Source organism: Caulobacter sp. SL161 (genome assembly GCF_026672375.1).
GTDB lineage: Bacteria > Pseudomonadota > Alphaproteobacteria > Caulobacterales > Caulobacteraceae > Caulobacter.
Map to the genome: position 1 here is coordinate 2858925 of NZ_JAPPRA010000001.1, position 11910 is coordinate 2870834.

Below are 11910 nucleotides of genomic sequence, written 5' to 3' on the forward strand. Positions count from 1 at the left end.
GCACGGCGCGCCCGCTTAGCGTCCGGCGCCATGAAAAAGCCCTCATTGACGGCGCTCGCGGCCGTTCTCGCCCTCTCCACGCCCGCCATGGCGGAGAAGCTTACCCCGGAACGCATCTTCGCCGATCCCAGCCTCAGCGGCCCGACGGCGCGGGGCGTCGCGCTTTCGCCCGACGGCAAGCGCGTCACCTATCTGAAGAGCAAGCCCGAGGCCGCGAACATCCAGGACCTGTGGGCGGCCGACGTGAAGGGCGGCGAGCCCTATCGCCTGATCGACAGCGCCGCGCTCTCCTCGGGCGACAAGGAGCTGTCGGAAGCCGAGAAGGCCCGCCGCGAACGCGCCCGCGTCTCGGCCCGCGGCATCGTCGAGTACAGCTGGGACCGCCAGGGCCGCTTCATCCTGGTCCCGCTGGACGGCGACCTCTATCTGGACACCGTCGCCGACGGGAAGATCACGCGCCTGACCGAAACCCCGGGCGACGAGGTCGACGCCAAGGTCTCGCCCAAGGGCGGCTACGTCTCGTATGTCCGCGACCAGAACCTGTATATCAAGCCCGTCGCAGGCGGCGCCGAGATCGCCCTGACCACCGAGGGCAAGGACGCCCTGTCGTTCGGCGTGGCCGAGTTCATCGTCCAGGAGGAGCTCGACCGTTTCACCGGCTACTGGTGGAGCCCGGATGAGAGCCGCATCGTCTACACGCGTGTTGACGAGAGCGGCGTCGATATCGTGCCGCGCGCCGACATCGGTCCGGGCGGGGCCACGGTGGTCAACCAGCGCTATCCGCGCGCGGGTCGCCCCAACGCCGTGGTCGACCTATTCGTCCGCGATCTGGCGTCGGGCAAGATCACGGCTCTCGACCTGGGCGCCAACAAGGACATCTATGTCGCGCGCGTCGCCTGGTCAGCCGACGGCAAGACCGTCTATGTCCAGCGGCTGTCGCGCGACCAGAAGACGCTCGATCTCCTGGCCTTCGACGCAGCCACCGGCGCCGGTAAGACCATCCTCACCGATACCGACCCGCATTTCATCGAGGTCAGCAACGACTTCCGCCCGCTTACGGACGGCACGTTCCTGTGGGGCTCAGAGAAGGACGGCAACCAGCATCTCTATCGCTACGCCGCCGACGGCAAGCTGATCGCCCAGATCACCAAGGGCGACTGGCCGGTCATCGGCCTGGAGGGTGTCGACGAGGCCCGCAAGGTCGCCATCTTCTCAGCCTCGATTGATACGCCGATCGAGCGTCGCCTGTATGAGGTGAGCTACGCCAAGCCGGGCAAGCCCAAGGCGCTGACCTCGGCCGGCGGCTGGTGGGCCGCCAAGGTGGCGGACGCGGGTGGCGCCTTCGCTGGCACCTACAGCGATCCCAAGACCCCGCCCCAGACCGCCCTCTATTCGGCCGACGGCAAGCGCGTGCGCTGGATCGAGGAGAACAAGCTGGCCGAGGGACACCCCTACTGGCCCTACGCCGCCAACCTGCCCCAGCCCGAGTTCGGCTCGCTGAAGGCTTCGGACGGCGAGACGCTGCACTATGAGATCCTCAAGCCCATCGGCTTCGATCCGGCCAAGAAGTACCCCGCCATCGTCTCGGTCTATGGCGGCCCTCACGCCCAGCGCGTGATGAAGAACTGGCACAGCCCGTCAGAGCGCACCTATCTCGAGGCCGGCTATGTGATCTTCAAGCTGGATAATCGTGGCAGCGGCAACCGCTCGGCCAAGTTCATGCGCGCCCTGGACCGCAAGCTCGGCACCGTCGAGGTCGAGGACCAGTTGCTGGGCGCCAAGTTCCTGGCCAGCCAGCCCTATGTCGACGCCGACAGGTTGGGCGTCATGGGCTGGTCCTATGGTGGCTTTATGACCCTGATGCTACTGACCGCCGAGAACACTCCGTTCAAGGCCGGCGCCTCTGGCGCCCCGCCGACCGAGTGGAGCCTGTACGACACGGCCTACACCGAGCGCTACATGGGCAAGCCCGACGAGAACAAGGCCGGCTACGCCTATTCGGACATCAACAACCGCATCGACAAACTGGCGCCGGGCAGCCTTCTGCTGCTGCACGGCATGGCCGACGACAATGTGATCTTCGAGAACAGCACCCGGCTGATGGCCGCCTTGCAACGAAAGGCGATCCTGTTCGAGATGGCCATGTATCCTGGCGAACGTCACAGCGCGCCCGGTAGCAAAACCAAGGGCCTCAGCGTGCTGAAGACCCACCTGGACTTCTTCGATCGCAAGCTGAAGGGGCGGTGAGCCTGCGATGACCCGCGCGCCGCAACGGAGCGCGGGTCGCCCTGCGACAACACGTCCTCGGGCCCCGACCTTATGTCGCAGGGCCTCGGGCGCGGGAGCAGCGTAAGGTTGAGACACTGGTTCAGGAAACACGCGTCATGACCAAGTCTCCCGATGTCGCCGTCGAATGGCTGCTCGACACCGTCAAGGAAGCGATCGAGGACGGCCGCGCTACGGTCGAGGATCTCGAAGAGTGGCTGCTGGCCGCTATCCTCCTTGAGGAAATGAGCCTGCAGGAGGAGCAAGACCGCGTGGAAGCCCGGGCGCTCGACAGCTGGCTGGGCGCCGCACGCACGCTTCACTAGGGCGAGGTCAGCGCTCCTCGCGGAACGGCGAGTATTCCTCGGTGAGCATCTCCATGTCGCTCTCCACCGCCACACGCTCGCGCTCCAGGTAGCGCGCCACCGGCTCGCGCAGCATCGGATCGGCGATCCAGTGCGCGGAATAGACCGCACTCGGTAGGTAGCCACGGGCGATCTTGTGCTGCCCTTGCGCGCCGGCCTCGACACGCGGCAGTCCCAGGCGGATCGCATGCTCGATGGCCTGATAGTAGCACAGCTCGAAATGCAGGAACGGCACGTCCTCGACGCAGCCCCAGTGGCGACCATACAGGCAATCGCGGCCCAGAAGGTTCAGCGCTCCGGCGATGAAAGGCCCGCCGGGCCGCCGCGCCAGGATCAGCAGCACCTTGTCGGCCATCCGCTGGCCTAGCAGCGAGAAGAACGGGCGGTTCAGATAGGGCCGCCCCCACTTGCGTCCGCCGGTATCCATGTAGAACGCGAAGAACGCGTCCCAGTGATCTTCGGTCAGGTCCGCGCCCGTCAGCGCGACGATCTCCAGCCCCTCCTGGGCGTCGCGGCGCTCGCGGCGGATGGTCTTGCGGCGGTTGGCTGACAGGGCGCCGAGGAAGTCGTCGAAGGTTTCGTAGCCGCGGTTCTCCCAGTGGTACTGTTGGTCCTGGCGCAGCAGCATCCCGCGCTCGCCCATCCAGCGCCACTGATCCTCGACCGGGAAGGTCACGTGCAGCGATGACGCGCCCATCCGCTCGCACAGCGTCAGGGCGCCGTCCAGCAGCGCCGACCGCCCCTCATCAGCGTCAATGTCAGGCCGTACGATCAGCCGCGAACCGGTTACCGGCGAGAACGGCGATGAGCCCTGGAGCTTGGGGTAATAGCGCCCCCCCCGCCCGCTCATAGGCGTCGGCCCAGGAATGGTCGAAGACGTATTCGCCCTGGCTGTGGGATTTCAGATAAAGCGGCATGACGCCGGCGACCTGATCGGCCCCATCCAGCACCGTGAGATGCTGCGGCGCCCAGCCGGTCCGCGCCGCGACGCAGCCGCTCTCCTCCAGGATCGACAGAAAGTCGTAGGAGACGAACGGGTCGCCAGTGGATGCGGCGCAGGCGTCCCAGGCGTCCTGGCCGATCTCGCTGATCGCGCGATGGACACGGACAGCAGACTGGACCCCCATGGGACCGGCGGTCACGCGTGGAAGCCCTCGAAGATCAGGTTGTCGCAATGGGCCTCGATCGCCGCCCACTGTTCGGGCTTGCGCACCGTCCAGGCGATGACAGGCATGCCCTTGGCGCGCAGGACATCGGCCTTGGGGCTGGGCAGCATGTCCAGACCCAGGGCCAGGAAATCAGGTCGCGCGATCTCGATATGCTCCAGGGCGGCCATCGATTTACGCATCTCCGGCGCCACGTGTCGCGCGCCCTCGTCGTTCCAGCCGTAGCTGTCCAAGCCCCGCAGAATCTGAGGATGGTGGTCGGCGAACCAGGCGTGGGAATAGGGATTGAACCCGATAATCGCCGTCGGACCGTTATGGTCGATCAGGATCTCCGAGACCCGTTTTTCCAGCGGTCCGACCTCGCCGAACGGGGTCTTGAGCTCGATATGCACCATAGCCCGATGGCCGATCACGGTCAGGGCTTCGGCGAGGGTCGGGATGGTCTCGTCCGTGCCCTTCAGCGCCAGGGCGCCCAGCTCGGCGGCGGTGTGGTCGCGCACTCGGCCTTCGACACCGGCCATCCGCTCCAGCCGCTCGTCGTGGAAGACGACCGCGTCGCCATCAGCCGTCAGCTGGACGTCCAGCTCGATGCCGTAATCGTGCGCGCAGGCGGCCTGAAAGGCGCCCAGCGAGTTCTCCGGCGCGCCATCACGGCTCCAGAGGCCGCGATGGGCGATCGGTCGATCAAAGAGCGCGTCCCACGCCGCTCCGAAGGTTTCGACCGGAGGGCGTTCGCGCGCGCGCATCAGATGATCTCCACCACCGCATCAACCTCGACCGCGAAGCCGAGAGGCAGCTTATAGACCCCGACCGCCGAGCGGGCGTGACGCCCCTTGTCGCCCAAGGCCTCGACCATCAGGTCCGAGCAGCCGTTGATGACCTTGGGAATATCGATGAAATCGGGTCCAGCCTGGACGAAGCCGCCCAGTTTCACGACTCGGACCACGCGCTCGAGGTCACCGTCGCAGGCGGCTTTCATCTGGGCCAGCAGGTTGACGCCGCACAGGCGCGCGGCCTTCTGGGCGGTCTCAAGATCGACATCGACGCCGACCGTGCCCTTGATGCCGCCATCCGCGGCGATCGAGATCTGGCCCGAGATGTGGACCAGGTTTCCGGAGCGTACGAACGGTACATAGTTGGCCACCGGCGCCACCGGCTGCGGCAGTTCCACGCCCATGGCGTTCAGACGGTCCTCGACGGTCGACATGCACACGCTCCACTCAGATTTCTGGAGGCATGCTTACCGCGACGGATCGGTCGGCAAAAGGTCTAAGCCGCACAGGCTTTGCCGCGCAAAGCGCCCAAACAGAAAAGGCCCGGACCTTGCGATCCGGGCCTTCAAGTTCTGATGCCACAGACACGCCGGTGAGCGCACCTGGAGCAGGCCTTAGCGGGCGGCCTGGAACTTTTCGACGGCGGCGCTGACGCGTTCGTTCAGCGGCTTCACCGAGTCCTTGATCGAGGCCGAGACGATCTCCGAGGCCTTGCTGACCTGGGCGATATAGGCTTCCAGGGCCGACTTGGCCCAGGCGGTCTGCAGCTCGACGGCTTCCTGCACGCTCTTGGCGGCGGCCAGCGACTTGGCGGCGGCGACTTGGTCTTCGGCCAGCTTCTTGGAGTAGGCGAAGGTTTCGGCGCCCAGGGCTTCAGCGCCCTTGGTGGCGGCCGTCACCGAAGCCACGACGGCTTCCAGGTTCTTCTTCGAATGGGTGTTGGCTTCGGCCAGCGCGGCCAGCGACTTTTCGACGCCGTCCTTGAACGCTTGGTTCGACGCGGTGGTGAACTGCTCGACGGTGGTCTTCAGGTTTTCGGCCGCGGCCATGGGGAGTCTCCTGGGGAGGAAAGGAGGCGGGGCGGAAGGTCGAGCTGCAACTCGCCCCTCTGCGCTTGGAACAACGCCGGTTTGCCATGTTGCAGTGCAGCAGTCAAGAATTTTGTGCAGCGCACCATAACCTAAGGGCAAGCTGAACCATCGGCGCCACCCGCCTCATTTTTCCGCGTCTGCGGCAAGATCGCTCACCAGTTGTTTACTTTGGCGAAACACCGCATCCATCATGGTAGGCTCTACGCGTGTGGCGGTGCGGAACCGCTTCCAGTTCAAATGACGGACGTCGCTTCATGTTCGCCAGGCTTACCTCCGCCCGCTCCTTGCTCGCCGCCGCTGGTCTGGCCCTGACGTGTCTTGCCGGTACGTTCGCGCCCACCGCCGCCTCGGCCGCCGTCCCTTACCTGCAACTGAACGCATCGGAGCCGAAGTACGCGGCCATCGTGATCGACGCCAATTCGGGCGAGGTCCTCTACGACAAGCGCGGCGACAGCCCGCGCTATCCCGCCTCGATCACCAAGGTCATGACCCTCTACCTGACCTTCGAAGCGCTCAGCGAAGGCCGCCTGAAGCTCACCGATCAGATCGTGATGTCGCCTCGTGCGGCGGCGCAGGCGCCGACCAAGATCGGCCTGCGTCCGGGCGAGAGCATGACCGTCGACGAGGCGATCAAGGCGATGGCGGTCAAGTCGGCCAACGACGTCGCCACCGCCGTGGCCGAGCGGCTGGCCGGAAGCGAGTCGCGCTTCGCCGCCCTGATGACCCTGCGCGGCCAGGAACTGGGCATGCGCAACACCCGCTTCGTCAACGCTTCGGGCCTGCCCGACAGCCGGCAGATCTCGACCGCCCGCGACCTCGCCATCCTTTCACGCGCCGCGATGCGCGACTTCCCGCAGTACTACAGCTACTTCTCGGTGAAGGGCTTCTACTTCCGGGGCAACTACATCAAGGGCCACAACCGCCTGCTGGACAGCATGGAAGGGTTCGACGGCCTGAAGACCGGCTACACCAACGCCTCGGGCTTCAACCTCGCCGGCTCGGCCGTGCGCGATGGTCGTCGCCTGATCGCCGTGGTCCTGGGCGGCCCCTCGACCGCTTGGCGCGACAACAATATGGAAGACCTGCTGCTGACCGGCTTTGACGTGATCAAGCGCCGGTCGCGCGGTGAGCGCACCACCATCGCGGCCAACATCTATGAGGACGAGCCCTCGGGCCCGATCGAGCGTCCGTCGGCCGAGCAAGGCGACGGCGACCAGGCTGGCCTCAGCATCGTCCTGACCGAAAACCCCCGTTCCGCGCCCGTGAAGGTCTCCCCCACCCTGCGCGGCGCCCAGGCGGCGACGCCGGTCAAGGCGGTGAAGAAGCCGAAGGGCGAATGGGGCGTGCAGGTCGGCGCCTTCCGCTCCAAGTCGCTGGCCAACGAACAGTTGAAGCTGGTGCGCGGCCGGATCACCAAGCTGGTCAGCGACGCCGAGGGCGCCGTTGAGGGGGCTGGCGGCATGTTCCGGGCGCAGTTCCAAGGCATGACCAACGAAGCCGCCCGCGAGGCCTGCTCGGCCCTGAAGGCCAAGCGGATGCCCTGCATTGTGCTGAAGCCGTAGGCGAAACCCACCGCCGATTTCCCCGGCGAACCCCGAGGCCAGACGAACCAAGAGCGCCGGGCGGCTTTGCTCCGGCGCTCTTTCGTATTCACGGCCAAGTTTCGCGATAGCTCTAGAGCGTGAGGCCGAAAGTGGGAACCGGTTTCGGCTATTCTCACGCTCTAAGTATCTGATTTAGAGCCTTTTTAACGCCTGAAATCGATTCCGATTTCAGGCTAAAGGCTCTAGGCGTTGATCGCCTTCCCGATCAGCCGCGCCAGGCGCTGCACGCCCTCCTCGATCTGCGCGTCGGTCGGCAGCGAGTAGCTGAGGCGGATCGCGTTCGGGGTTTGCTTTTCGGCGAAGAACGGCGCACCGGGGACGAAGGCCACGCGCTCTTCTTCGATAGCCCGCGCCAGCAGAGCCGCGCCGTCGATCCCCTCGGGCATATCGATCCAAACGAACATGCCGCCTTCCGGATGCGACCAGGTCACGCCCTTGGGCATGGCCCGCTCCAGCGCCGCCAGCATCACCCGCGCCTTGGCCCCGTAGGCGCCGCGCAGGCGGTGCAGGTGTTGGTCATAGCCCTCGGTCACCGCGCGATGGGCGACCATCTGGTTGATCGTCGAGACGTGCAGGTCCGCGCCCTGCTTGAGCAGCACCAGCTTCTCGATCACAGCCTTGGGCCCGCAGACCCAGCCGATCCGCAAGGCCGGCGAGAGGGTTTTGGACAAGGTGCCCAGGAACAGCGTCCGGGCATTGTCGATCCCGCCCGAGCGGGCGATGTCCAGCCCCAGAACCGTCGGCGTCGCCTCGCCGGCGAAACGCAGCTCGCGATAAGCCGCGTCTTCGACCAGGGTCATGTCCAGGTTGTCGGCTAGGGCCAGCAGCGCCTCGCGCTCGGCCAGGGTCAGGCTGACGCCCGTGGGGTTGGCGAAGTCCGGCACAAAATAGCCCAGAGGCTGAGGCGCGCGGCCCGCCATCAGGGCCGCCTCGTCGACGCCCTGGCTTAACGCCGTCTCCGGCAGGTCCAGATAGGCCGGCTCATAGCCGTTGAAGGCCTGCAGCGCGCCCAGATAGGTCGGACGCGCGACCATCACCGTGTCGCCCTTGGTCAGGAACAGCTTGCCGATCAGATCCAGCGCCTGCTGCGAGCCGGCGGTCAGCATGATGTTGTCCGGACCGCACGGCATGCCGTCGCGGGTCATGCGTTCGGCGATCCACTGGCGCAGCGGCAGGTAGCCCTCGCTCACCGAGTACTGCAGCGCCTGACGCGACAGGACGGGATCGGCCAGAATGGCGTCGTAGCCCTTCTGGATCTCCTGCGCGGGGAACAGGCCCGGATCGGGAATGCCGCCGGCGAACGACAGGATGTCGGGCTGGTCGAGTAGCTTGAGAAGTTCGCGAATCTCGCTGGCGCGGACACGGCTCATGCGTTCGCTGAAGCGGCCGGCCCAGTCCTGGGCGCGCTCTGAAGTCTGGGTCGTCATAGGGGTGATCAAAGTCCGAACTGAAGATGACATCGGGAGCCAAGCGTCATGGCTCATCCTGAACCGGGTTCAGGGCGTCATACCGAGCAGGTTTGGCCCGACGAGCGGCGGCGCCAGAAGCGTTCACGATTGATCATGGCTCGACCCTAGCTGAGCCGCGCGGCTTGATCAAACGATCCCGCGCGGCGTTCAGTTGCGCGGCCAGCCCCTCGGTGCCGCCCTTGTCGGGATGCGCCATCTGGATCAGGCGGTTATAGGCGGCCTTGACCTCCGCCAGGCTCGCCTCGGGACCCACGCCCAGGATCGCACGGGCTTCGGAAAGACTCAGCTCGGGCTTCGGCGGATGTACCACCTCGCGGCGGACGATCGGCCGCCGCCGCGCCTCGGTGACGCTCCACAGGCCGATCACGCCCAGGACGATGCCCGTGCCCCACGCGCCGCGGATCGTGGCGTAGGCGGCCACCGCGAAGGCGGCGATCGCCGCCGCCCCGGCCCCGACGCGCCAGCCATCGCCCTTCAACAGCGCCCGGCCACGCGGCCAGAGCAGGAAGGTGATAATCACCGCGCCCAGCAGCAGATAGATCATCGGCGCTCCAGAAACGAAAACGGGCGGCGAGGTCGCCCCGGCCGCCCGCTCGCTTAGATTTGTAGCCGCGCGCTTACTGCGCCGCCAGCATCGTCTCGCCGGAATAGGCCGATAGGCCCAGGCTGTGCATCAGAGCACGCAGTTCCTGACGCGCCGCCAGATGCTGCAGCGAAACCGGAACCGGACGCACCTGCGGCGACAGGTCGGCGATGGTCAGACCGAAGGGGAACAGCTCGCGATAGATGACCCGGTCGCGCAGGCCAGGCCCGATCCGGAAGCCGACGCGCTTGGCCAAGGCGTTGAGGCGGTCCTCCAGACGCTTGCGGTTCCGCGCCTCGGTGGTGGCCAGACGGTTGCGCAGCACTACCCAGTCCATCGCCTGGCGCTGGCCCGACAGAGCGCGCTGCTTGCGACCCTCCCAGACGGTCAGAGAATAGAGGCTGGGCTTGGTCAGCTCCAGGCTCACGGGGTCCACCGTGCCCAGCATGTCGAAGTCGACGAAGCTGTCGTTCATCGGCGTGACCACCAGGTCCGCGCGGCCATGGGCCATGCGGGTGATGGCGCTGTCGCCGCCGGGGGTGTCGATCAGGATGAAGTCGCATTCGGCCTGGGCCTTGGCGAAAGCGGCTTCGAAACCGGCCACCTGCTCTTCTTCCGGCCTTTCGGCCAGGGCGACGTCGTTGTCGCTAAGGTTCAGGGCCAGGGGCTCTGGCAGCTCGATCTTCTTGTTCTCCAGCCACGCGCGGCGGTTCTCGAAGAACCGGGCCGAGGTGCGCTGGCGCAGGTCCAGGTCGATGACAGCGACCTTGGCGCCGCCGTACAGCAACGCGGTGACGAGGTGCACGGCGATGGTCGACTTGCCAGCGCCGCCCTTCTCGTTGCCGACGACGATAACGCGCGTTTCGGCCATGGCTCGGATCCTTCTGCGTCGCGACTCAGCGACTCTTAATTGAAGGTTAACACGATGTTTCCCACCCCAGAGGGGGCTAAGGGCCTCAATCCACAGACCTTATTGTCGCAGGCTGCGGATGCGTTCCCGTTGGGGGAAGGTGGACCTTCCCTATCTCTAAGGCCATAAGCGCTCGCCAGTTCGCGTGGAGCCCCCCAATGACCAGCCCGATCATCGTTCGCACTGTCGCCGAGATGCGCGAGCATGTGCGCGCCTGGAAGGCGGCTGGGCAACGCGTGGCGGTCGTTCCGACCATGGGCGCCCTGCACGAGGGCCACCTGTCTCTGGTGCGGCTGGCCCAGCAGCACGCAGAGCGCGTGATCGCCACCGTCTTCGTCAATCCCAAGCAGTTCGCCCCGCACGAGGACTTCGACGCCTATCCGCGCGGCGAGGCGGCCGACGCTGAGAAGCTGGCCTCGGTCGGTTGCGACCTGCTGTTCGCGCCGAACGCGACCGAGATGTACGCGCCGGGCTTCTCGACGCTGGTCAGCGTGTCGGGCGTGTCTGAACCGCTCGAGGGCGCGGCGCGCCCGCAGTTCTTCGGCGGTGTCGCGACCGTGGTCGCCAAGCTGTTCATCCAGTCGCAGGCCGATGTCGCGGTGTTCGGCGAGAAGGACTACCAGCAGCTTCAGGTCGTTCGCCGGATGGCGCGCGATCTGGATATTCCGGTCGAGATTATCGGTGCGCCCACCGCGCGGGCCGATGACGGCCTAGCCCTGTCCTCACGCAACGCCTATCTGTCGGCGGAAGAACGCGCCGCCGCGGTGGCCCTGCCGACGGCGATGAAGGCCGCCGCTGCAGCGGTGGCGGACGGCGCCAGGATCGACGCAGCCGAAGAAGCCGCGATCGCTGCGCTGAAGACCGCAGGCTTTGGCCAGGTGGACTATGTAGAAGTACGCGAGGCGAGCGATCTATCGCGGCTGGGCCCCGGGCCCATCGGCGAGGCGCCCGGCCGAATCCTGGTCGCCGCGTGGCTGGGCAAGACCAGGCTGATCGACAATATGGCGGTCGGTTGACCTATCCGATCGGACGCAGCGCCAGCAGCAGACCGCCGACTAGTCCAACGAACAACATCCCCACGCCCAAGGCGGCATAGCCGGCTTTCATGGTGACCCCTCCTGTCCCTCGCCGGAGAGGAAACACCCGCACCAGTTGCCATTCCCCTAACACGCCCGCCTCGGTTACCAGGCGCCCAGCTCTCGGAGCTGTCGCGCGAGGTCGGCGGGCAGATCTGCGGATTCGGCCTCGGTCAGGTCGGGTGGCGCGTCCTCGGGCTTGAGATAACGCCAGCCCTGGAACGCCCGCCGGGGCTGCGGCGCCACGCGGATGATCGGCGGATCCACGGTGATCTCGCAGCGCGAGGCGGCGCCGGAACCGATGGTGTCGATCGCCAGGATCTTCTGACGGCACAGCACCTGCCCCTTGAACACCCGATACAGCGAGCCGCCATCCAGCACCTCGTCGATACGCTTGGGCGTCATGCGGGTGTGCATGATCCAGGGTTCACCGGTTTTGTGCCAGGCTAGGAGGTCGTCGATGGTGTCGCAGCCGACGACCAGCTTGATGATGTGCAGCGCCATGGGGCGTAGATAGCGCGCGAACGGGGCAAGGCAACATTTCGGTTCGCCCGACGGGAGAAACCTGTCGACGTCCGCATGACAGCGTTATCCCTTAGGCCCAATCG

13 protein-coding genes and 1 pseudogene are annotated in these 11910 nt (G+C 66.3%); 4 read left to right on the forward strand and 10 right to left on the reverse strand.

Annotated elements, in window-relative coordinates:
* The first annotated feature begins 30 nt into the window (after positions 1-30).
* Positions 31-2247, forward strand: a complete 2217-nt coding sequence (locus OVA11_RS13920) for a S9 family peptidase (RefSeq protein WP_268067918.1) — start codon at positions 31-33, stop codon at positions 2245-2247.
* Positions 2248-2384: 137 nt separating this feature from the next.
* Complete coding sequence (locus tag OVA11_RS13925) at positions 2385-2591, forward strand: hypothetical protein (RefSeq protein ID WP_010920016.1); 207 nt, start codon at positions 2385-2387, stop codon at positions 2589-2591.
* A 7-nt stretch (positions 2592-2598) separates the two neighbouring features.
* Here OVA11_RS13925 and OVA11_RS13930 read toward each other — a convergent pair.
* The 4 genes and pseudogenes from OVA11_RS13930 to OVA11_RS13945 form a co-directional block, all read right to left on the reverse strand.
* A pseudogene (locus tag OVA11_RS13930) lies at positions 2599-3772 on the reverse strand (GNAT family N-acetyltransferase).
* Complete coding sequence (locus tag OVA11_RS13935) at positions 3769-4542, reverse strand: glycerophosphodiester phosphodiesterase (protein WP_268067919.1); 774 nt, start codon at positions 4540-4542, stop codon at positions 3769-3771. The pseudogene OVA11_RS13930 and the gene OVA11_RS13935 overlap by 4 nt, the downstream one beginning before the upstream one ends.
* A complete protein-coding gene (locus tag OVA11_RS13940) occupies positions 4542-5009 on the reverse strand; it encodes a RidA family protein (RefSeq protein WP_268067920.1) in 468 nt (155 codons plus the stop codon). Before OVA11_RS13940 ends, OVA11_RS13935 begins: the two co-directional genes overlap by 1 nt.
* Positions 5010-5183: 174 nt before the next feature.
* Positions 5184-5618, reverse strand: a complete 435-nt coding sequence (locus tag OVA11_RS13945; RefSeq protein WP_012640421.1) for a phasin family protein — start codon at positions 5616-5618, stop codon at positions 5184-5186.
* A gap of 296 nt (positions 5619-5914) precedes the next feature.
* Between OVA11_RS13945 and OVA11_RS13950 the strand changes: the two genes are divergently transcribed.
* The gene (locus tag OVA11_RS13950) at positions 5915-7222 is read left to right on the forward strand and encodes a D-alanyl-D-alanine carboxypeptidase (RefSeq protein ID WP_268067921.1); all 1308 of its coding nucleotides are present in this window, start codon (positions 5915-5917) and stop codon (positions 7220-7222) included.
* A gap of 224 nt (positions 7223-7446) precedes the next feature.
* Here the strand turns inward: OVA11_RS13950 and OVA11_RS13955 are convergent, their stop codons facing one another.
* The 4 genes from OVA11_RS13955 to mipZ all read right to left on the reverse strand — a co-directional run bounded on the left by OVA11_RS13955 (position 7447) and on the right by mipZ (position 10187).
* Positions 7447-8724 carry an aminotransferase-like domain-containing protein gene (locus OVA11_RS13955; protein ID WP_268067923.1) on the reverse strand — a complete coding sequence of 426 codons (1278 nt, stop codon included), beginning with the start codon at positions 8722-8724 and terminating at the stop codon, positions 7447-7449.
* A 44-nt stretch (positions 8725-8768) separates the two neighbouring features.
* Entirely contained in the window at positions 8769-8828 is a 60-nt protein-coding gene (locus OVA11_RS13960; protein ID WP_024265769.1) for a hypothetical protein, read from the reverse strand.
* On the reverse strand, positions 8825-9277 hold the full coding sequence (locus tag OVA11_RS13965) for a J domain-containing protein (RefSeq protein WP_010920025.1): 453 nt from the start codon (positions 9275-9277) through the stop codon (positions 8825-8827). Before OVA11_RS13965 ends, OVA11_RS13960 begins: the two co-directional genes overlap by 4 nt.
* Before the next feature lie 73 nt (positions 9278-9350).
* Positions 9351-10187 carry a division plane-positioning ATPase MipZ gene (gene mipZ, locus OVA11_RS13970; RefSeq protein WP_268067924.1) on the reverse strand — a complete coding sequence of 279 codons (837 nt, stop codon included), beginning with the start codon at positions 10185-10187 and terminating at the stop codon, positions 9351-9353.
* A gap of 197 nt (positions 10188-10384) precedes the next feature.
* Here mipZ and panC point away from each other — a divergent pair, with 197 nt between their 5' ends.
* The gene (gene panC, locus OVA11_RS13975) at positions 10385-11242 is read left to right on the forward strand and encodes a pantoate--beta-alanine ligase (protein WP_268067925.1); all 858 of its coding nucleotides are present in this window, start codon (positions 10385-10387) and stop codon (positions 11240-11242) included.
* A 1-nt stretch (position 11243) separates the two neighbouring features.
* Here panC and OVA11_RS13980 read toward each other — a convergent pair whose 3' ends face one another.
* Positions 11244-11333 (reverse strand): hypothetical protein, encoded by a 90-nt coding sequence (locus tag OVA11_RS13980; protein ID WP_024265770.1) that lies wholly within the window; start codon positions 11331-11333, stop codon positions 11244-11246.
* A 74-nt stretch (positions 11334-11407) separates the two neighbouring features.
* Positions 11408-11806, reverse strand: a complete 399-nt coding sequence (locus OVA11_RS13985) for a DUF1489 family protein (protein ID WP_268067926.1) — start codon at positions 11804-11806, stop codon at positions 11408-11410.
* Between the last annotated feature and the right edge of the window lie 104 nt (positions 11807-11910).

Excerpts from the sequence above, each read along its gene's own strand:
- OVA11_RS13985 (WP_268067926.1), bottom strand. The coding sequence starts at position 11,806 with ATGGCGCTGCACATCATCAAGCTGGTCGTCGGCTGCGACACCATCGAC.
- OVA11_RS13955 (WP_268067923.1), bottom strand. The coding sequence starts at position 8,724 with ATGTCATCTTCAGTTCGGACTTTGATCACCCCTATGACGACCCAGACT.
- OVA11_RS13980 (WP_024265770.1), bottom strand. The coding sequence starts at position 11,333 with ATGAAAGCCGGCTATGCCGCCTTGGGCGTGGGGATGTTGTTCGTTGGA.
- OVA11_RS13945 (WP_012640421.1), bottom strand. The coding sequence starts at position 5,618 with ATGGCCGCGGCCGAAAACCTGAAGACCACCGTCGAGCAGTTCACCACC.
- OVA11_RS13920 (WP_268067918.1), top strand. The coding sequence starts at position 31 with ATGAAAAAGCCCTCATTGACGGCGCTCGCGGCCGTTCTCGCCCTCTCC.
- OVA11_RS13935 (WP_268067919.1), bottom strand. The coding sequence starts at position 4,542 with ATGCGCGCGCGCGAACGCCCTCCGGTCGAAACCTTCGGAGCGGCGTGG.
- OVA11_RS13925 (WP_010920016.1), top strand. The coding sequence starts at position 2,385 with ATGACCAAGTCTCCCGATGTCGCCGTCGAATGGCTGCTCGACACCGTC.
- OVA11_RS13950 (WP_268067921.1), top strand. The coding sequence starts at position 5,915 with ATGTTCGCCAGGCTTACCTCCGCCCGCTCCTTGCTCGCCGCCGCTGGT.
- OVA11_RS13965 (WP_010920025.1), bottom strand. The coding sequence starts at position 9,277 with ATGATCTATCTGCTGCTGGGCGCGGTGATTATCACCTTCCTGCTCTGG.
- mipZ (WP_268067924.1), bottom strand. The coding sequence starts at position 10,187 with ATGGCCGAAACGCGCGTTATCGTCGTCGGCAACGAGAAGGGCGGCGCT.
- panC (WP_268067925.1), top strand. The coding sequence starts at position 10,385 with ATGACCAGCCCGATCATCGTTCGCACTGTCGCCGAGATGCGCGAGCAT.